The 19,920-nt window shown below is 69.1% G+C and carries 18 protein-coding genes; 8 read left to right on the forward strand and 10 right to left on the reverse strand.

The features are described from left to right. Window positions 1–58: 58 nt before the first annotated feature. The 5 genes from EER27_RS01500 to EER27_RS01520 all read right to left on the reverse strand — a co-directional run bounded on the left by EER27_RS01500 (window position 59) and on the right by EER27_RS01520 (window position 5,936). On the reverse strand, window positions 59–277 hold the full coding sequence (locus tag EER27_RS01500) for a YbdD/YjiX family protein (protein WP_425480810.1): 219 nt from the start codon (window positions 275–277) through the stop codon (window positions 59–61). 43 nt (window positions 278–320) lie between these two features. Beyond that, entirely contained in the window at window positions 321–2,381 is a 2,061-nt protein-coding gene (locus EER27_RS01505) for a carbon starvation CstA family protein (RefSeq protein WP_123086257.1), read from the reverse strand. A 104-nt stretch (window positions 2,382–2,485) separates the two neighbouring features. Continuing rightward, complete coding sequence (gene corA / locus EER27_RS01510; RefSeq protein WP_425480803.1) at window positions 2,486–3,499, reverse strand: magnesium/cobalt transporter CorA; 1,014 nt, start codon at window positions 3,497–3,499, stop codon at window positions 2,486–2,488. Between the two features lie 123 nt (window positions 3,500–3,622). Then, window positions 3,623–4,921: a lipoprotein N-acyltransferase Lnb domain-containing protein gene (locus EER27_RS01515; RefSeq protein WP_223807117.1), complete on the reverse strand. Its 1,299-nt coding sequence runs from the start codon at window positions 4,919–4,921 to the stop codon at window positions 3,623–3,625. 166 nt (window positions 4,922–5,087) lie between these two features. Continuing rightward, window positions 5,088–5,936 (reverse strand): CorC family transporter, encoded by an 849-nt coding sequence (locus tag EER27_RS01520; protein ID WP_123086258.1) that lies wholly within the window; start codon window positions 5,934–5,936, stop codon window positions 5,088–5,090. Between the two features lie 688 nt (window positions 5,937–6,624). Here EER27_RS01520 and EER27_RS01525 point away from each other — a divergent pair. After that, on the forward strand, window positions 6,625–7,182 hold the full coding sequence (locus EER27_RS01525; protein ID WP_123086259.1) for a hypothetical protein: 558 nt from the start codon (window positions 6,625–6,627) through the stop codon (window positions 7,180–7,182). Window positions 7,183–7,511: 329 nt separating this feature from the next. On the opposite strand, the gene ybeY is transcribed toward EER27_RS01525, so the two are convergent. The 3 genes from ybeY to EER27_RS01540 all read right to left on the reverse strand — a co-directional run bounded on the left by ybeY (window position 7,512) and on the right by EER27_RS01540 (window position 10,113). Continuing rightward, window positions 7,512–7,985 (reverse strand): rRNA maturation RNase YbeY, encoded by a 474-nt coding sequence (ybeY, locus tag EER27_RS01530; protein WP_123086260.1) that lies wholly within the window; start codon window positions 7,983–7,985, stop codon window positions 7,512–7,514. Window positions 7,986–8,277: 292 nt separating this feature from the next. Continuing rightward, window positions 8,278–9,264, reverse strand: coding sequence for a PhoH family protein (locus EER27_RS01535; protein WP_123086261.1), 987 nt, complete (start codon window positions 9,262–9,264; stop codon window positions 8,278–8,280). A 189-nt stretch (window positions 9,265–9,453) separates the two neighbouring features. Continuing rightward, window positions 9,454–10,113 (reverse strand): phosphatase PAP2 family protein, encoded by a 660-nt coding sequence (locus EER27_RS01540; protein WP_190285588.1) that lies wholly within the window; start codon window positions 10,111–10,113, stop codon window positions 9,454–9,456. A gap of 388 nt (window positions 10,114–10,501) precedes the next feature. On the opposite strand from EER27_RS01540, the gene EER27_RS01545 reads away from it, so the two are divergent. From EER27_RS01545 to EER27_RS01575, 7 genes are all read left to right on the forward strand, one after another. Next, window positions 10,502–11,545: a 3-oxoacyl-ACP synthase III family protein gene (locus EER27_RS01545; protein ID WP_190285589.1), complete on the forward strand. Its 1,044-nt coding sequence runs from the start codon at window positions 10,502–10,504 to the stop codon at window positions 11,543–11,545. Window position 11,546: 1 nt separating this feature from the next. Continuing rightward, the gene (locus EER27_RS01550) at window positions 11,547–12,614 is read left to right on the forward strand and encodes an NAD-dependent epimerase/dehydratase family protein (protein WP_123086264.1); all 1,068 of its coding nucleotides are present in this window, start codon (window positions 11,547–11,549) and stop codon (window positions 12,612–12,614) included. Further along, entirely contained in the window at window positions 12,611–13,672 is a 1,062-nt protein-coding gene (locus EER27_RS01555) for an MBL fold metallo-hydrolase (RefSeq protein ID WP_148040887.1), read from the forward strand. Before EER27_RS01550 ends, EER27_RS01555 begins: the two co-directional genes overlap by 4 nt. Before the next feature lie 395 nt (window positions 13,673–14,067). Then, window positions 14,068–14,751 carry a TetR/AcrR family transcriptional regulator gene (locus EER27_RS01560; RefSeq protein WP_123086266.1) on the forward strand — a complete coding sequence of 228 codons (684 nt, stop codon included), beginning with the start codon at window positions 14,068–14,070 and terminating at the stop codon, window positions 14,749–14,751. 140 nt (window positions 14,752–14,891) lie between these two features. Further along, window positions 14,892–15,815, forward strand: coding sequence for an HlyD family secretion protein (locus tag EER27_RS01565; protein ID WP_223807118.1), 924 nt, complete (start codon window positions 14,892–14,894; stop codon window positions 15,813–15,815). Between the two features lie 115 nt (window positions 15,816–15,930). After that, complete coding sequence (locus tag EER27_RS01570; RefSeq protein ID WP_123086652.1) at window positions 15,931–16,860, forward strand: ABC transporter ATP-binding protein; 930 nt, start codon at window positions 15,931–15,933, stop codon at window positions 16,858–16,860. Beyond that, a complete protein-coding gene (locus EER27_RS01575; protein WP_123086268.1) occupies window positions 16,857–17,945 on the forward strand; it encodes an ABC transporter permease in 1,089 nt (362 codons plus the stop codon). Before EER27_RS01570 ends, EER27_RS01575 begins: the two co-directional genes overlap by 4 nt. Window positions 17,946–17,974: 29 nt before the next feature. Here EER27_RS01575 and EER27_RS01580 read toward each other — a convergent pair whose 3' ends face one another. Both EER27_RS01580 and miaB read right to left on the reverse strand, forming a co-directional pair. Beyond that, complete coding sequence (locus EER27_RS01580) at window positions 17,975–18,469, reverse strand: GNAT family N-acetyltransferase (RefSeq protein WP_223807119.1); 495 nt, start codon at window positions 18,467–18,469, stop codon at window positions 17,975–17,977. Next, on the reverse strand, window positions 18,466–19,893 hold the full coding sequence (miaB, locus tag EER27_RS01585) for a tRNA (N6-isopentenyl adenosine(37)-C2)-methylthiotransferase MiaB (RefSeq protein WP_123086269.1): 1,428 nt from the start codon (window positions 19,891–19,893) through the stop codon (window positions 18,466–18,468). Before miaB ends, EER27_RS01580 begins: the two co-directional genes overlap by 4 nt. Window positions 19,894–19,920: the final 27 nt, after the last annotated feature.

Here is a 19,920-nt window from a genome sequence, read left to right on the forward strand (position 1 = left end):
GCTACGGGGTGACGCAACCACCTGTCCCCTGCGAGCCAGCACCACTCGGCCGGACGAGTCAGCAGCATCGCGAACTGCCGCGGGCGTAGCGTGACTGCATGCGTTCGCGGAAGAACGTGTCGCGGTCCATCGGTTCGCGCCCGCGATGGTGGCGGCGCAGGTGGTCTACGTAGACGTCGTAGTCAGGGATGCCGATGGCCAGCCGCGCGGTCTGCGCGGCCGCGCGCCAACAGCTGCGCAAGGCGCGCGCGACGCCAGCGACCAGAAGCACTGCAATCGCGTGCGCCGACGGGCCGGTCGTGCGACCGGCGGCGGCGTGTTCAGCGGGCGAGCGATTCGAGTGCGACATGACTGCTCTCCCGCGCGGTGGGCAGGCTGCTGCGATGCGCCGCCAACGCCGCGCGCAGGCCGAAGAACACCGTGGCCAGCAGCACGCACACGAACAGCGCGGTCAGTCCGGCATCGACGTAATTGTTGAACACCACGCGCTGCATTTCCTCGATGGATTTCGCCGGCGCCAGCACCTCACCGCGCGCGGCTGCGTCGGCGAACTTGCGCGCGTTGGCGATGAAGCCGATCTTCGGGTCGACGTGGAAAAGCTTCTGCCATCCCGCGACCAGCGTGCAGATCAGCAGCCACGCGGTGGGAATCGCAGGCACCCACAGGTACCGGGCCCGCTTCATCTTGACGATCACCACGCAACAGAACACCAGCGCGATCCCGGCCAGCATCTGGTTGGCGATGCCGAACAGCGGCCACAGCGTGTTGATGCCACCCAGCGGGTCCACCACGCCCTGGTACAGGAACCACCCCCAGCCGGCGACGGCCAATGCGGTGCAGGCGATGTTGGCTCCCCAGCTGTCGGTACGCTGGAACGGCGCATAGGCCAGGCCCAGCAGGTCCTGGATCATGAAGCGCGCCACGCGCGTGCCGGCGTCGATGGTGGTGAGGATGAACAGCGCTTCGAACAGGATCGCGTAGTGGTACCAGAACGCCATCATGCCTTCGCCGCCCACCAGACCGTGCAGGATCTGCGCCATGCCGACCGCAAGCGTCGGCGCACCGCCGGTGCGCGAGAGGATGGTGGACTCGCCGATCTCCTTCGCCGTGGTGGTCAGCACGTCCGGCGTCAGCACGAAGCCCCAGGCCGAGATCGCCGCGGCCGCCGATTCGGGCGTGGTGCCGATCAGTGCCGCCGGTGCGTTCATCGCGAAGTACACGCCCGGTTGAAGCACGCACGCGGCGATCAGCGCCATGATCGCGACGAACGCCTCCATCAGCATGCCGCCGTAGCCGATCAGCGGAATATGCGATTCGTTCGACAGCATCTTGGGCGTGGTGCCGGAGCTGATCAGCGCATGGAACCCAGACACCGATCCGCAGGCGATGGTGATGAACAGGAAGGGAAACAGGCTGCCGGAGAACACCGGCCCGGACCCGTCGATGAAGCGCGTGACGGCCGGCATCTGCAGGTCCGGCATCGCGATGAGGATGGCCAGCGCAAGCACCAGCACCGTGCCGATCTTGAGGAAGGTCGACAGGTAGTCGCGCGGTGCCAGCAGCAGCCACACAGGCAGGACGGCGGCAATGAAGCCATAGCCGATCAGCAGCCACGCCAGGGTGGTGCCTTCCAGGTGGAACACCCCCGACCACTCCGGGTGCGCGGCGACCTTGCCGCCCAGCCAGATTGCCAGCAGCAACAGGACGAAGCCGATCACCGAGACCTCGAGGATGCGGCCGGGCCGAAAGTACCGCAGGTACAACCCCATCAACACCGCGATCGGGATGGTCATCGCCACCGTGAACGTGCCCCACGGGCTGGCGGCAAGCGCCTTGACCACCACCAGCGCCAGCACGGCCAGCAGGATCACCATGATCATCAGGATGCCGATCATTGCGATCACACCCGCTGCCGCGCCCATCTCCGAGCGGATCATCTCGCCCAGCGAGCGACCGTCGCGGCGCGTCGAGAAGAACAGCACCAACATGTCCTGCACCGCGCCGGCCAGCACCACGCCGAACAGGATCCACAACGTGCCAGGCAGGTAACCCATCTGCGCCGCCAGTACTGGTCCCACCAGCGGGCCAGCGCCGGCGATGGCGGCGAAATGGTGCCCGAAAAGCACGCTGCGTTCGGTGGGCACGTAGTCCAGGCCGTCGTTGCGTCGCCATGCCGGTGTCGCGCGCGTGGCATCCACGCGTAGCGCGTTGGTCGCGATGTAGCGGCCGTAGAAGCGATAGCCGATGGTGAACACCGACACCGCTGCGGCCACCAACCACATCGCGCTGATGGTTTCGCCCCGTTGCAGGGCGATCGTGCCAAGGCAGAACGTGGCGAACAGGGCAAGCGCAACCCAGGCCAAGCGGGACAGACCCTTCATGACAACCCTCCAATGGACCGTCCAAGTCTCGCCCGGCGGCCAGGCACGGGTCAATGCGCAATGCGACGGAAGGGATGCGACTTTGGTCTAGCCCGCGCGGCCGCTCACAGCCAGCGCGCGCGCTTGAACATCCGGTACAGCACGCCGCAGACCACCACCACCACGCCGATCAGGATCCAGTAACCGGTTGGCGATTTGGTCTCCGGCATCGATTCGAAGTTCATGCCGTACCAGCTGGCGATCAGTGTGGGCGCCGCCAGCAGCGCCGCCCACGCACCCAGCCGCTTGACCACTTCGCCCTGGTGCACGGTGACCAGCGACAGGTTCACGCCAACCGCTGCGGTCAGCATCTCGCGCAGCGTATCGGTGGCCTCGCTGATGCGCTGCGCGTGGTCGTGCACGTCGCGGAAGTACAGCTGGATCTCGCCGTCAATGAGCCCGCCGCGCACGCGTTCGAGCTGGCTGAGGATGTCCTGCAGCGGCGCCACCGCCATGCGCAGACGGGTCAGCTCGCGCTTGAGTTCGTACAGCTTGCGCACGGTGTCCTTGCGGAACTCCTCGGCGAAGATGTCCTGTTCGAGCATGTTGAGCGTGTGGTTGAACTCGTCGACGATCGGCATGAAGTCGTCGACCACCATGTCCAGTACCGCATACAGCGCGGCGCCCGGCCCGTGCACCAGAAGCTCGGGTTCGCGCTCGATTCGCGCGCGGGCGGCGGCGTAGCTGCTCGACGCGCCGTGGCGCACGGTGACGATATAGCGCGGGCCGATGAACACGTGCGTCTCGCCGAAGCGGATGCGCTGCTCGACGGTGCGTGCGGTGTGCATGGCGATGAACAGCGAATTGCCGTAGCTCTCGACCTTGGGACGCTGGTGGGCGTTCTGCGCGTCTTCGACGGCCAGGTCGTGCAGGCCGAACTCTTCCTGCAGCTTTTCCAGGATGCCGTCGGCCGGCTCGTAGAGGCCGACCCAGACGAAACTGCCGTCGTCGACGGCGAGCACGTCGCTGATGGCATCCAGGCTGATGTCGCGGCGGGCACCATCGCGACCGTAGGCCGCGCAGTTGATCACGCAGACAGGCAGGTCCGGGCGGGGCGAGCGGTTGGCGGATTCGGTCATGCGCGGCATCGTGCCGACGGCAGCGCCGCGCGGCAAGCCACGATTGCCGTTGGATGGTCCGGTTGCCTCCACGTGCCTGCGACAGCGCCGCAGATCACTGCGGCGCGCCAACCCTCGGACCGCCTACGAGGATGCGGGCCCCTCGGCGGTCCCGGTCTCGACGGTGCGGCGCGAGAACGCCCACCACAGACCCGCATGCAACGGCAGCAACAGCACGATCCAATGCCCGTTCTGTTGCGGCACCGCCTGTAGCCAGTGGAAGAACAGGCCCAGCACCGTGCCAATCGCCACCAGCGCGAGCGCGCGGCGGAACCAACGCCCGCCGTCGCGTCCGCGCAGTTCACGCCAGCCGCCCAGCAGCAACCACCAGCACAGCGGCGACATCACCAGCAGGTTCTGGTTGGCCCAGCCGAAACGGTGTTCGGTGCCGAACCAGATGAACAGCATCAGCGCACCCAGCGCGCCGCACAGCCACCAGAACGGCAGCGCCAACGCGGCGAGCCAGCGCCGGTGGCGGCGGCCCAGCGTTGCCGCCGCCAAGCCCAGCACCAGCCCGCACGCCGCCCAGCGCCACCAGCGCAGCGGCGCTTCCTGCGGCTCGGGCTGCAGCATGTGCGGCAGCAGGGTGCGTTCTTCGGTCACCAGTGGCCGCCCGTCGGCAAGGCGCGTCTCGCGCAGCGCAGCCGACAGGCGCATCGGTACGAACGCCTCGGCCCACAACGGCTGCGGTTCGTCCGCGGCCGGGCCCAGGCCGACGTCAAAGCCCAGCCACATCCACGGTGCCGGCGACGCCAGCCGGAGTGCCTCGCTTCGGTAGGTGCTGCCGTGCGAGCGGCCCTCGATCTGCCGACGCAGACCGCCATCGATCGTGCGGTCGATCGCGTCGCGCACGCGCGTAGAGCAGTTGTCGAGGAAGTAGTCGTAACGGTACTGCGCGTTTTCCGGTCGTGCGTTTTCGGCCAGCGCGGCGGCCAGTTCACGGGCGCTGGCTTCGTCGAGGTCGAGCCATTGCAGGCCAACGCCGCGGCCGGCCTTGCGGTAATGCGCCAGGTCCTCTTCGAACGGCAGCGCGACGAGGCGATATCGCATGTCGCCGCGGACGAACCGGCCGATGAAGTCCTCCTCGCCCGGATCGAAGAAGCCGAAGTTGTACGAGGTCGCCTGGCCGCTGGCCGGGTCGAACACCACCAGGGCGTCGTGACCGAATCGCTCCCAGAAGATCTCGCCTGGCAGCATCGTGATGATGCCGATGCGCGGCGCATCGCCGGCGTTGGTGCGCCCGGCCGGCGGCACGATCGATGGCCCGGCGAGGTGCGAGGAGTCCAGCAGGGGCGGTCGCAACGGGCCGGAGACGGCCGTCGAGGCGGCCAACAGCAGGGCGGCGCAGGCCAGGCGGCGGACGAAGCGGGCGATGGGGTTCACGGGAACTGCGGCCTGTACCGACGATCGGGAGCCGGCATTCTAGTGGCCCGTCGCGGACACCGGACGCAGCGGGGCGCCCGTGAGCGCGCGGCGGCGCGGCGAACCGGGCCTGTCGCGTGGCAGGGCGCGGCTGGGCTTCAGCCGAACCACGCCGCACCGTGGCCGGTCAGCCCAGCACCCCGACGTGGAACGCATGCACGCGGCGCGCATCGGCACCCGACACACGGAACACGAAGCGGCCCAGCGTGAGTTCCTCGCCGGCCTCGGGCAGGTGCCCGATCGCAGCGGTGACGAGGCCGCCGATGGTGTCGTACTCGTCCTCGTCGAAGTCGGCGCTGAAGCGTTCGTTGAAGTCCGAGATCGGCGTCAGCGCGTCGACCATGTACTGCCCGTCGGCCTGCGCCGCGATCAGCGCGTCGGGATCCTCGGCGTCATCGTGCTCGTCGTCGATGTCGCCGACGATCTGTTCGAGCACGTCCTCGATGGTGACCAGGCCGGCGACGCCGCCGTGCTCGTCGATGACGATCGCCATGTGGTTGCGCAGCTGGCGGAACTCGCGCAGCAGCACGTCCAGGCGCTTGGATTCAGGGACCAGCACGGCCGGGCGCAGCAGGGCATGGATGGTGCCTGGCCCGTTGTCGGCGACGACGCCACGCAACAGGTCCTTGGCGAGCAGGATGCCAAGGATCTCGTCCTTGTCCTCGCCGTGCACCGGGAAGCGCGAATGGCCGGATTCGACGACCTGCTTCATGAGGTCGAGGAACTTGGCGTCGGCGGGCAGGGCGATCATCTGCGAGCGCGGGATCATGACGTCGCCGACGCTGAGGTCGGACACCGCGATCGCGCCCTCCATCATCATCAGCGTGTCGGCTTCGATCAGGCCGTCGGCCTGCGCGTCGCGCAACAGTTCGACCAGGTCCTCGCGGGTGGTCGGCTCGCCGGTCAGGGCCGAGCTGATACGTTCGAGCCAGCTGCGGCGCTCGTTAGGGTGGTGACTACTGTCGTCCTCGGACATGGTGTTCTGGTATCGACGCCCTTGGGGGGTTGGGCGGCTGAACGAGTCTAGCGCGGATGGGCGGCAGGACGGAAACCGCGACGTGTCGAGACTGCCACCGGGGCGTGCCGACGGTCGCGAGAAGGCGCGATGGACGGCGACCGGATGCGATCGTGGGAGAGGGGACTGAGATGTCATGGGAACGTGCGGGCGGCCTGTTCCGCGGGTCCTGTGGAGGCGATTGCGCGGGCATCGCGCCCGCGCGACGCGTGCCACGCCTGCCGGCTTGCGTCAGATCCCGTTCCGGCGGCGGCGACGGCTGTGACGGCGGCACGTGCCGGTGGCGCGACGGCGACGATTCGGGCTGCGGGGATGCCGGGCCGCGCCAGGTGCCGGGTCGGTAGACCGGCGCGGGTTGGTGGGAGTCCGTGCGGCGGTGCGTTCGTCGTCAGTCCGTGCCGTCGTTGTTCGTGCATCGTCGCCCGTCCGGCGGCGATGTTTCGGCAATCCACGCCGCGCGTGCGGCGCAGTCCGATGCAAGAACGCGGACATCCCTGAGGCGCGATTTCCCGATCGCGGTGGAGCGCACCGCGTCGAACGGCAATGCTGTCGTTGCCGGCCGAATGCGTCATCGCAGCAGCACTGCTCGCCCCGCTTGCATCGGCAGCCACCGCTACCCACACGTGCCCACCCGCGCAAGGACGAACCCATGCCCCGCAGGCTTTTCTGTCGCCTCACCTTCATCCTCGCGCTTGCCGCGCTGTTGTCCTCCCTCCCGGCCTTGGCGCAGTCGGCGTCCACCGCGAAAAGGCACGGCGTCACCGCGCGCGTTGCGCCTTCCGCGGGCATCAACGGTCAGGTGGGTCGCTATACGGATGTCGGCAGTTACCTCGTCGACGAGGCGTCGATCGAAGCCTGGTACACCGCAACGCACCGCCTGCGTGAACAGTTCGACGACATCTGCGGCGACACCTTCTGCGAGGGCGACTACAGCAACCTTCAGGAATTGCGCTACACGTGCTCGGTCGACCGCGTGAGCGGCATTCTGGGCCAATGCGTGTGGGGATTCGCCGGCAGCATCGATGAGGTCGATCCGTACAACGGGCGGGTGCTGGTCGATGCGCGTGCCTGGCAATGCGTGACCCCGCTGGCGCCGCGAACCACCGTCGCGCAACTGATTACGGTGTTTGCGGGTGGCTCGCCCTTGTATGCGCTATTGCCGGGAACCGATCGCTCGATCTACGACGGCCTGGTGGACTGCCTGTAGGGGCTTTCGGCGGCGATTGCGCCGTCGGCGTCGGCGGGAGGCATGCGGGCGTGAGACGGGCTGGCGTTAGAACAGTCGTCGGTCGGCGCGCCAATAACCCCATTGGCAGCACCGGTATGGTGTTCAACGCTGCTCCGGCGCTTCCGACTACCGGCCGGTTGCTGGCGGCCGTTGGCGGCCGTGGCTGCAGCGCGCATGCAGACGAAGATGCAGACCGGCGGGTCGGGCAATGGACGTTGGGGGTGTCGCGTCCAGACGCGCCAGCGGGAGGGCCTCTGGGCGTGAGACGGGCTGGTGGCAGGACAACGGTCGGTCGGTGCTGATCCGACTCAGTACGGATCGGCAATGCCCAGTGACGCCAGGATCTCGCGCTCCAGTTGCTCCATGCACTCGGCGTCGCGTTCGTCTTCGTGATCCCAACCCAGCAGGTGGAGCACGCCGTGCACCGTCAGGTGGGCGTAGTGAGCGGCCAAGGCCTTCTTCTGTTCCTTGGCTTCTCGCGCGACCACCGGTGCGCAGATCACCAGGTCGCCGAGCAACGGCATCTTGACGCCCTTGGGCAGGCCCTCGGGCAAGTCCGCCGGGAAACTCAACACGTTGGTGGCGTAGTCCTTGCCGCGGTAGTGGCGGTTCAACGAACGCCCTTCCTTCGTGTCGACGATACGAATGGCCAGGTCCGCTTCGCGGATGCGGCCGGCAAGCGCGGCCGCGACCCATTTGCGGAAGCTCACCGCGGCGGGAATGCCGGTGCGCGGCAGCGCGTAGTTGATGACGACGTCGAGTCTTGCAGGGCCGATGGTCATGGCGGGGGAACCGGATCCACGGGTTGGTTCAGGCCGCCATGGTAGCCCCGCGCGGCAGTGGTCGGGGAGGTTGCGCACGTCGCGCGCCTCGTCTGCACACTCCTGCACGGATGCAATGTCGTACGGGTCGCCCTGTCATTGGCCACGCGCGTCGCGTGGCGCTGCGTCCCGGGTTGCCCGCAGTGTGCTGCTGCCGGCGCGTTCGGTCGCATCGCCGTCCATCCGGCGGACAGCACTTGAGTCGCCGCTGGAACACGTGCCGGCGTCGCCGGCGTGGCGGAAAGCGCTCGGCTCACTTGGCCGGGCCGCTCGCCACGTCCACCGCATCGCGCGCGTCGTAGGCGTTGACGATCCGCGCGACCAGTGGATGGCGCACCACGTCTCGCGATTCGAAGAACGTGAAGCTGATGCCGTCGACGTTGTGCAACACATCCAATGCGTCCCGGAGACCGGATTTCTGGTGCTTGGGCAGGTCGATCTGGGTGAGATCGCCGGTCACCACCGCGGTGCTTCCGTAACCGATGCGGGTCAGGAACATCTTCATCTGCTCGATGGAGGTGTTCTGCGCCTCGTCGAGAATCACATAGGCATCGTTGAGCGTGCGGCCACGCATGTAGGCCAGCGGCGCAATCTCGATGACGCTTTTCTCGAGCAGCTTGACGACCTTCTCGACGCCGAGCATCTCGTACAGCGCGTCGTACAGCGGACGTAGGTAGGGGTCGACCTTCTGGGTCAGGTCGCCGGGCAGGAAGCCGAGCTTCTCACCGGCTTCGACCGCGGGCCGCACCAGGATCAGCCGCTGCACCCGGCCATCGTTGAGTGCCTCGACGGCGCTGGCCACGGCCAGGAAGGTCTTGCCCGTACCCGCCGGACCGATGCCGAAATTGATGTCGTGGGTGGCGATCGCGTGCAGGTACTTGGCCTGGTTCGGCCCGCGGCCGCGGATGGTGCCGCGCTTGACGCGGATGGCAACTTCCTGCGGTTCGATCTCGGTGCTGGCGACCTGTTCGGCGTCCACGCCGGTGAGGTGCAGGTGGATCGCCGCCTCGCTGAGGGTTTCTTCCCCTGCGTCCTTCCACAACTGGCGCAACAGGGTTTCGGTGGTGTGGACGGCCTTTGGCGGGCCGACCAGGCGAAAGACATTGCCTCGGTTGGCGATCTCGACGCCAAGGCGCAGTTCGATCATGCGCAGATGGCCGTCGAACGGCCCGGCGAGGTTGGCCAGCCGCTCGGCCTCGGGTGGGTCGAGGGTGAACTCTGAAATGGTGCGTGTTGGCATCGGCGAAAAAAGTCGTGTCGAAGGCGCGAGTGTGCCCGGAGGACCCGGTACGGTCGTGTGAGCTTGCGCCGTAGGGGGCGTTTTCGCAAAGTGCCGCCGCCGCGCACGACAGCAACGGTGCAGGCGGATCGAGTGCGCGTCACCGCCGCGCGAGACAGTCCAGGTTGCGGCACGCCTGGGCGCAGCCGTTCAAGCGCCGATCCGTGGCCTGCGCAGATCGCCGCCGGCCAGCCACAGGCCGATCACGGCGGTCAGCGCCCCGCCGAACAGATCCCAGGCGTAATGCTGGCCGGTGGTGACGATGCTCGGTGCCAGCAGGATCACCAGCGGCCAGACCCAACGCCGTGCCTGCGGGTATTGCGCGCAGAATCCGGCGGCAACCACCACCGGGATCGTGATGTGGCCGGAGGGGAAACAGTTGTTGTCGCCGTCCAGCGCGAACAACACCTGCCACGCGCCCTGAGTGAGCGGGTCGAGCCCATCGGGCACTCCGTCCCGTGCGATGCGCGTCGGCCACGCCAGCCACACCACCACGTTGCAGCTGATCGCCAGCAGGTAGGCGCGCAAGGTGGCCAGCAGCAGGTGTCGCTCCCGGATCGCGATGGCCAGCAAGGGGTTGATCAGCAACAGCAGCCAGTACGGCCAGATCGTCCAGGCGTGCCGACCCAGCCAGGCATCGACCGCGGTCTGGGGCAGCAGTTGCGGCGCGCGGATCGGGTGGGCGTTGATGCCCAGGTAGATCACGGTGTTGAGGGTGACCAGCGCCAACACGCACGCGACCCGCCAGGACAGCGATACGCGCTGCGCTGGCGCGGCGGCGCGAGGAAAGGGGCTGGCTTGCTCAAGCATGGGTGGGCAACGCGGCGAACGGAACGCCGAGCATCCCGGAACCGCGTCGGCATTGCCAGTCGCTGTGGCGCCTTGTCGCGCCTTGTCGCCTTGGCACCTCGGTGGCTTGGCGCGTTGGCGAGCATGTGGGGCCGCCGCCGTCGCCCGGATGCGCCCCGGAGTGTCCGGCGTCGCAAGGCAAGTGCCACGTCGACGCCTGCGTGCAAAAGACCCCGGCACGGACATCCCCGCGCAGCCCACCTGACACCGCGACGCGACGCTGCCGGTCCGAATGCATCTCGTTGCGAGTGAGCGGCCACCGCCGGATCGTCAGCGTCGATTCCCACCACGCCATCGCGGCGTTCAGGCACGGTGGGCATACTCGGCGTCGAACAGAACCGAGCCGTGCATGTCCAGCGAAGTCCAGGCGTCCCAACGCACTCACCCAGCTCCCCGCGATCTCGACTGGCGCGTGCGCATCGCCGGGCTCGGGCGGTACCTGCCGCGACGCCGGGTGACCAGTGCCGAAGTCGAGTCCATGGCGGGTCTGCCCCAGGGCTGGGCGCTCGAACACAGCGGCGTCGCGTTCCGCCATTGGGCCGATGACGAGGAGCGCGCCAGCTGGATGGGCGCTCACGCTGCGCGCGATGCGTGCCAGCGGGCCGGCATCGAACCGCGCGAGCTGGATCTCATCGTCAATGCCTCCGGTTCGGTCGAGCGCTCGATTCCCGACGGCGGGCCGATGCTGCAGCGTGAGCTGGGCCTTGGCGCGTCCGGCATCCCGAGCCTGTCGGTGCACGCAACCTGCCTGAGTTTCATCGCCGCGCTCGAGCTTGCCGGCGAACGCATCCACCACGGCCGTATCGATCGTGCCCTGCTGGCCAGCAGTGAGATCGCCTCGGTCGGCCTGGATTTCGACAGCCCCGAGATCTGCTCGCTGTTCGGCGACGGTGCGGCGGCCGCGGTGCTGGAGCGCACGCCCGAAGGCGAAGCGTCCGCCATCCATCGCGTCGCGTGGCTGACGATGGGGGACGATGTCGAGCTGACCACGCTGCGCGGCGGTGGCAGCTGGCGCCCGCCACTGGGGGCGTCCACCACGGCGGCCGACGCGCGCTTCTCGATGCAGGGGCCGAAGGTGCTGCGCAATGCGATGCGGCTGGTGCCGCAGGCGTTGCGCAGGATCGGTCTGGACGACGCCGGCGCGCGCCGCGAAGTGCGCTGGATCGCCGCGCACCAGGCCAGCCGCGCGGGCCTGGACTACGTTCGTCGACTTGGCTTCGACAAGGCGCGCTTTGTCAGCACGCTGGAGAACACCGGCAACTGCATCGCCGCGTCGATCCCGCTGACGATCGAGCACGGCGTGCGCGAAGGCCAGATCCGCCGCGGCGAGCCCGGGCTGTTGCTGGGCACCGGTGCCGGGCTGTCGGCGGCGGCATTGTTGATGACGTACTGACATGGGATCGATCGTCACTACCGCTTGGCCACGCGCCGCGGCGCCGACGGCTGCGGCCACCGACACGCGCCGCATCGTCGTCACCGGCGCCACCGGCTTCCTCGGCGGTGCGATTGCGCGCCGTCTGGTGGCCACCCGCCCGCATGCGCGGGTGCTGGGCATCGGTCGCGACAGCGACCGCGGCCGGGCGTTGCAGGCAGACGGCGTCGACTGGCTGGCGCTCGATCTGGACGACGCCGCCGGCGTCGCGCGCGCGCTCGACGGCGCGGATGCGGTCGTGCACTCGGCCGCGTTGTCGAGCCCATGGGGGCGACGGGCGGACTTCGTGCGCGCCAACATCGACGCCAGCGAGCATGTCGTCGCGGCCGGCATCGCCGCAGGGGCCAAGCGGCTGGTCCACGTGTCCACGCCGGGCATTTACCACGACGGCCGCCCGCATCGCGGCATCGCCGAGGACGACCCGCTGCCCGCGCGGGCGGCCAACGACTACGCCGATACCAAGCGCATCGCCGAACAGCGCGTGCTCGCGCACTGCGCGCGGGCCAGCCTGCCGGTGCTCGTGCTGCGTCCGCGTGCGATCTTCGGCCCCGGCGACAGCGCCATCCTGCCGCGCATAGCGCAGGCGATGCGACATGGGCGATTGCGCCGCCTGGGTGACGGTCGCTGCACGGTTGACCTGACCTATGTCGAGAACGTCGTCGACGCCGCCCTGCTTGCGCTGGATGCACCGGCCACGCTGACGGGCCGCGCCTACAACATCACCAACGGCGAGCCGGTGGCGATCTGGGACGTGATCGACCGGCTTGCCGACGCGCTGGACCTGCCGCGACCGGACAAGCGCGCGCCGTTGCCACTGGCGCTGGCGGTGTCGAGCGTCATCGAGAACGCCTACCGGCTGCTGAGGCCCGGCGTGGAGCCGCCGGTGCTGCGCTATGCCGTCGAGCTGCTCAGTGTCGACATGACCCTGGACATCGGCCGGGCACGCGCCGAACTCGGCTACCGACCGCGGATCGGCATGGACGAGGCGCTGGCGATCACCTTCGCCGCCTTGGCGCGAGCGCGGCCTTGAACACTGTCACGAGCGCGGCCCCACGCACGCCATCGGACCCGACGACGCCGGTGCGATTGGCACTGGGCGTCTCCGGGCACAGCCACGCCGATCCTCGTCACCTGGGCCTGGCCGCGCAGGGCGCGCCGATGCGGTTCCCGGCCGGTTGGGCCCTGCTGCAGCATCCGGTGCACGGCGCGGTGCTGTTCGATTGCGGCTACGGCGCGGCCGCGCGTACCGCGATGCAGCGCGGCCTGCGGCGTGTATATCGCCAGGTGATCGGTGCCTGTTGCGAGGTCCACGAGGATCCCGCGCGGCTGCTCGCCGCGCGCGGGCTGCGGGCCGAGGACATCGCGCTGATCGTGATCAGCCATTTCCATCCCGATCACGTCGGTGGCCTGCGCGAGTTCGGCAACGCGCGGCTGGTGGTGCATGGCGATGGCTGGCGACAGGTCCGTCGCGGCGGCTTCCTGCGGCTGTTGCACGCACAGATCTGGCGCGAGCTGCTGCCGGCGGACATCGAGCAGCGGCTGCAGCTGCTGGAGCCCTCGCAGGCGCGCGCGTTGCCCGACGGGTTGGAGGCGTTCGGCGCGGGCTGGGACCTGTTCGGCGACGGCAGCGTCCACGTGCTCGATCTGCCCGGCCACGCGTTGGGGCAGGTGGGCGTGGCGGTTTGCGTCGATCGCGCCGGCGACAGCAGCGCGGCAGATCCCGCCGATCGGTCCGGCCCCGGGTCCGCAGCCGTCCAATACGATGGGGCAGGCGAGGCGGCCGGCGCGACGGAATCGTCGCGCGCCGACGCGCGCGCATCCACCCGGGTGGTGCTGGCGGCCGACGCGTTCTGGCGGCGCGAGCAACTCGGCGATGCCCGGCCGCTGCCGTGGTGGACCCGACTGCTTGCCGTGCACGACAGCGCGGCCTACGAAGACACCCTGTCGCGTCTTCGCGCATTCCGGGCCGCGTGCCCCGACGCCTGGATCATTCCGGCGCATTGCGCCGACACCATCGCCGCCTGGGAGCACCGCCATCCGGCATCCGTGCTGCGAGGCGACGACGCCCGAGGCGCATCGCCGGCGTAGCCAGTTGGGATGCCGAACGACGAGGCCGAATACCCGCCGTCGGACACGCGCTTCGTGCACTACAACCGGACCAGTCGTCGGTCGGCGTTCTCGGCCTGGCCGTGCTCCCGGCGCCGCCGTGTCGCGCTGCCGATTTCATGCGGCACCTCCATGCGGCAAGTTCCATGCGCCGTCGTGCAATCGAGAGCGGGAAGCGGGAAACCGGCATTCGCCCGCCTGGACGGGCTTCGGCCGACCTGGATCGCCGGCGCCGTCGTCAACGCCAATCACCTCCACCCCGAACCGGCGGTCTTGGCCAGCAGTCCGGGCCAGCGTGCCGGCGCCGGAGTCGGTGCCGGCAGCCGATGTCCTCACCGGCACTTGCAAAATAATTAATCGGGGAATTAAATAATCCCATGAGCACGTCACCGCCTCCCACCCGCAAGCCCGGTCGTCCGCGCCAGCCACCGCGCCAGCGACAGCCCGGGCGACCAATGGCCGACGGGCCGGACCTGCGCACGCACCTGCTCGATGCCGCGATCGCCTGCTACGTGCGCGACGGCATCGCCGCCACCTCGTTGCGCGCCATCGCCAGCCAGGCCGCGGTCACGCCGGCGCTGCTGCACTACTACTTCGGCGACAAGGCGCAGCTGCAGCAGGCGGTCATCGAAGAGCGCGTGCTGCCGGCGATGAATGCGCTGCGTGAGGTGCTCGCGTCGGCCGGCGACGACACCGCCGCGCTGGTTGCCGGGTTCGTGCGCGGCATCGGCGATGTCATCGCCCGCCACCCGTGGCTGCCGGCGCTCTGGGTGCGCGAGGTGGTGTGCGAGGGCGGGGCGTTGCGCTCGTTGCTGCTCGAGCGGATCGCACCCGGTGTGCCGCTACTGCTGGCGGCGCGTTTCGCCGATGCGCAGCGCGAAGGCAGGCTCAACCCGGGTCTGGACCCGCGCCTGCTGGTGGTGTCCCTGGTTGGACTGACCCTGTTTCCCGCGGCGGGTGCACCGATCTGGCGACAACTGTTCGCCGCCGATGACCTCGACGCCGACGCACTGCGCGACCACACCATCGCCCTGCTCGACAAGGGACTGGGCCTGGACTGAACCCGTCTGCGCCTGTCGCGGGCGCCTCGTCCGAATCGGCAACCCTGGTGGCTTCCATGCAGACCCATCGAGATCCCCATAGTCCCCAGGCTAGCCGCCACGGCCCAGCGGCGCCACGGTGCCGCGCGCTGCTGGTCGCCTTGCTTGTCGCCACCACGCTCACCGCGTGCAGGGACGAGCCACGCCAGGCGCTGGGAACGCTCGAGTACGACCGCATCTCGCTGCCGGCGCCCGCGGCCGAGCGCATCGTCGCGATCGCGGTGCGCGAGGGCGAGCAGGTCCGCCAGGGGCAGACGCTGTTGAACCTGGAAGCCGTGCGGACACGCTCGGCCAACGACGCGGCGCAGGCACAGGCGCAGCGCCAGCGCGAGGTGCTGGACGAGCTGGAGGCCGGCCCACGGGACGAGGACATCGCCCAGGTCCAGGCCCAGCTGGCCGCCGCTCAGGCACAGGCGCGCGACGCACGCGCGTACTACGACCGATTGCGTCCGCTCGGTGCGCGCCAGCTGGTGGCCGCCGCCGACGTCGATCGCGCGCGTGCCGCAGCTGACAGCGCCGACGCGCAGTCGCGGCAGGCACAGGCAGCACTTTCCGAGCTGCGGCACGGCACGCGTCGCGAACAACTCGCCCAGGGCGAGTCGGCCGTGCGGGCTGCCGATGCGCAGGCGCGGGTACAGCAGGAGACGCTGGCCAAGCTCAGCGTGGTCGCGCCACGGGCGGGCCGCATCGACAGCCTGCCGTTCAAGCTCGGCGACCAGGCGCCGGTCGGCGCGCCGCTGGCGATCCTGCTGGTCGGCGCCGCTCCGTATGCGCGCGTCTACGTGCCCGAACCGATCCGCGCCAACGTGCGCGTCGGGCAGGCGGCGCGCGTGTATCTCGATGGCCGGGACGGCCCGCTGATCGGGCGCGTGCGCATGATCCGCAACGAGGCCGGCTTCACGCCGTACTACGCACTGATCGGCAAGGACGCCGCGCGCCTGAGTTACCTGGCCGAGGTCGAACTGACCGGCAAGGACGCCGAGCAGTTGCCCGCCGGCCTGCCGGTGCGGGTGGAGTTCGAGTGATGTGCCGGCGCGATGCCGCGGTGTCCCGACGGTTGGCCGGCGCACAGGCGGGTGGCGCGTGATGCCTCCCGCCGAGCGCGTCGCCGATGCCGCGCCCGTCGCCGCCGGACTGGCGATCCAGGCGCACGGCCTGAGCAAGCGGTTCGGTGCGCTGCAGGCCGTCGACCGCATCGACCTGGCCGTGCCCAAGGCCAACGTGTACGGCTTCCTCGGCCCGAACGGTTCGGGCAAGTCCACCACCATCCGCATGCTGTGCGGCCTGCTGACGCCCAGCGCCGGGACAATCGAAGTGCTGGGCCTGCGCATCCCCGAACAGGCCGAGGAACTGCGTCGGCGCATTGGCTACATGACGCAGAAGTTTTCGTTGTTCGAGGACCTCAGCGTGCGCGAGAACCTGGAATTCCTCGCCGCCGTCCAGGACATTCCGAAGGCGCGCGCGCGGCAGCGCATCGACGCGTTGATCCAGCAATACGACTTCGTCGATCGCCAGAAGCAACTCGCCGGCACCATGAGTGGCGGCCAGAAGCAACGCCTAGCGCTGGCGGCGGCGGTGATCCACGAGCCCGAGCTGCTGTTCCTGGACGAGCCCACCAGCGCGGTCGATCCCGAATCGCGGCGCGACTTCTGGGAGAACCTGTTCGAACTGGCCGATGCCGGCACCACCATCCTGGTGTCGACGCACTACATGGACGAAGCCGAGCGCTGCCATCGCCTGGCCATCCTCGACCAGGGCCGCCTGGTGGCCGACGGCACGCCGGGCGAACTCACCGGCGCGCTCGCCGGGCGCACGCTGGCGGTGCACGCGCAGCAGCCGCGACGGGCGCAGCAGGCCTTGCTGGCAGTGGCCGGGGTGCTCAGCGTGGCGCAGATCGGCAACACCCTGCGCGTGCTTACCAGCGAAAACGGCGACGCCGTCGGTCGCGTGCGCGACGCCTTGCGCGCGGCCTCGCTGCAGGGCGAGGTCGAACCCGTCGATCCGAGCCTGGAGGATGTGTTCGTGGCGGCCACCGGCAAGCGCGGCCTGGACGCGGAGGAAGGGCGATGAAACTGCGCCGGTTGTGGGCGGTGGTGCTCAAGGAGTTGCGCCAGCTGCGGCGAGACCGCGTGACGCTGGGAATGATCCTCGGTATCCCGGTGATGCAACTGGTGCTGTTCGGGTTTGCGATCAACACCAACGTGCGGGGCCTGTCGGCCGGCATCGTCGATGAGGCCGGCACGGCCGGCTCGCGCGCGGTGGTGATGGACATGATCGCCACCGGCGTGATCAAGCCGGTGGCAACGGCCGACACGCCCCAGGAACTCATGACATTGATCCGCCGCGGCGAGATCCGCGTCGGCATCCACGTGCCGGCCGACTTCGAGCGGCGTCGCATCGACGGCCGCGAAGCGCTGCAGGTGATGGTCGACGGCAGCGATCCGGCGGTGCAGGGCGCGGCCGCGCAGCTCGCGCAGATGCCGCTCGACGGCACCGGCAACCTGCGCCGGGCGTCACCGTCGATCAGCGTGGTGAGTTTCTACAACCCGGAGCGTCGCTCGGCGGTCAGCATCGTGCCGGGCCTGGTCGGCGTGATCCTGACGATGACGATGGTGCTGTTCACGGGCGTGGCGATCGTGCGCGAGCGCGAGCGCGGCAACATGGAGCTGCTGATTGCCACGCCGTTGAGCCGCGCCGAGCTGATGGTGGGCAAGGTGCTGCCCTACATCGCGATCGGCCTGGTGCAGACCACTGCGGTGCTGGCACTGGGGCTGTCGCTGTTCGCCGTCCCGGTGCGCGGCAGCATGTTCGATGTGTACGTGGCCGCGGGCCTGCTGATCCTGGCCAACCTCGCGCTGGGCCTGCTGATCTCGACGCGTGCGCAGTCGCAGTTCCAGGCGATGCAGATGACGTTCTTCGTGTTCCTGCCGTCGATCCTGCTGTCGGGATTCATGTTTCCCTTCGACGGCATGCCGCGGGTCGTGCAGTGGATCGCCGAGGTGCTGCCGCTGACGCATTTCCTGCGCATCATCCGCGGCGTGATGCTGCGCGGCGCGAGCCTGTGGGAGCTGTGGCCCGACGTGCTGGCGCTGGCCGCCTTCACCGTGGTGATGATGACGCTGGCGATCAGCCGGTTCCGCAAGCGTCTGGATTGAGCGGGCGCCGCGCGTGCGACGCGCGGTGACTACAGCGCGCGGTGCATCACCAGGACATCGGTCGGGCCGTGCACCGCATGACGGAACGCGCCCGGCACACGTCCAACGATCGCGAAGCCGTGGCGTTGCCACAGACGGACCGCGGCCTCGTTGCTGCTGACCACATAGTTGTATTGCATGGCGACGAAACCCGCCTCGCGTGCTTGTTGCAACGAGTGCTCGCACATCGCCGAGGCGACGCCTTGCCCGCGCGCGGCCGGCGACACCATGTAGCCGGCGTTGGCGACGTGATCGCCCAGCCCGCGCGGGTGGTTCGGCCGCAGCATGTACAGGCCCAGGACCTCGCCGTCGCGCTCGGCGACGAAGCAGCGGCTGGGCGGATCGGTCCACATCGCCTGGGCCTGCTCCGGGGACAGGTCGGGCGGATAGCTGTAGGTGTCGCCGCCGGCGATCACGTCCCGGAAGATCGGCCAGGCGCGCGGAAATTCGCCAGCGTCGATCTGGCGGATCTGCAGCGCGTTCACGGCGTGGCTGGTGCGTCGTCGCCGTCGGGCAGCACGACGCGCCCGCGCAGCGAGTTGCTCATCGCGTCGGTAATGGCCACGTCGACGAACCGGCCGATCAGGCGCGGGTGGCCGGCGAAGTTGACCGAGCGCATGTTCTCCGTTCGGCCGGTCAGTTCGGCCGCATCGCGGCGGGAATGCCCCTCGACCAGCACGCGCTGGACGCTGCCGACCATCGACTGGCTGATCTCGCGCGACTTGGCGTTGATGGCCGCCTGCAGGCGCGACAGGCGCGCGTGCTTCTCTTCGCTGGTGACGGTGTCCTCGATGTCCGCGGCCGGCGTACCGGGGCGGCGCGAGTAGATGAAGGAGAACGACTGGTCGAAACCGACGTCCTCGATCAGCTTCATGGTCTTCTCGAAGTCCGCGTCGGTTTCACCCGGGAAGCCGACGATGAAGTCCGAACTGATGGAGATGTCCGGGCGCACCGCACGCAGCTTGCGGATCTTCTGCTTGAACTCCAGCGCGGTGTAGCCGCGCTTCATCGCCGAAAGCACGCGGTCGCTGCCGGCCTGCACGGGCAGGTGCAGGTAATTGGCCAGCTCCGGCACGTCGCGGTAGGCCTCGACCAGCGAGTCGGAGAACTCCAGCGGGTGCGAGGTGGTGAAACGGATGCGGTCGACGCCGTCGATCTGCGCGATGGTGCGGATCAACAAGCCCAGGTCGGCGACCTCGGCCTGGCCACCGTCCTCGGCGGCCATCGGGCCGCGGTAGGCGTTGACGTTCTGACCCAGCAGGTTGACCTCGCGCACGCCCTGGGCAGCCAGTTGGGCAACCTCCACCAGCACGTCCTCGAACGGCCGGCTGACTTCCTCGCCACGCGTGTACGGCACCACGCAGAAGCTGCAGTACTTGCTGCAGCCTTCCATGATCGACACGAACGCGGTCGGGCCATCGGCCCGCGGCTCGGGCAGGCGGTCGAACTTCTCGATCTCGGGGAAGCTGATGTCGACCTGCGGCTTGCCGGTTGCGCGCTTGGCGGCGATCAGCTCGGGCAGGCGATGCAGGGTCTGTGGGCCGAACACCAGGTCCACGTGGGGCGCCCGCTTGACGATGGCCTCGCCCTCCTGGCTGGCCACGCAACCCCCGACCCCGATCAGCACCGGCCGGTCGCCCTGCTTGAGCGCCTTCCATCGGCCAAGCTGGCTGAACACCTTTTCCTGGGCTTTTTCGCGAATCGAGCAGGTATTGACCAGGATCACGTCGGCTTCTTCGACGTTCGTGGTCAGTTCCAGGCCGTCGGAGGCCGCCAGCACGTCGGCCATCTTGGCCGAGTCGTACTCGTTCATCTGGCAACCGTGGGTTTCGATGAACAGCTTTCCGCGCGGCGTGCCGGTGGCGGGCGCAAAGGCGGGAGGCGAGGGCGGGGCGAGCGTGTCGGTCATGATCTTGTCCGGGAAGGGCGGTGGGTA

It is taken from the genome of Montanilutibacter psychrotolerans (genome assembly GCF_003719825.1).
In the GTDB taxonomy this organism is placed as follows: domain Bacteria; phylum Pseudomonadota; class Gammaproteobacteria; order Xanthomonadales; family Xanthomonadaceae; genus Montanilutibacter; species Montanilutibacter psychrotolerans.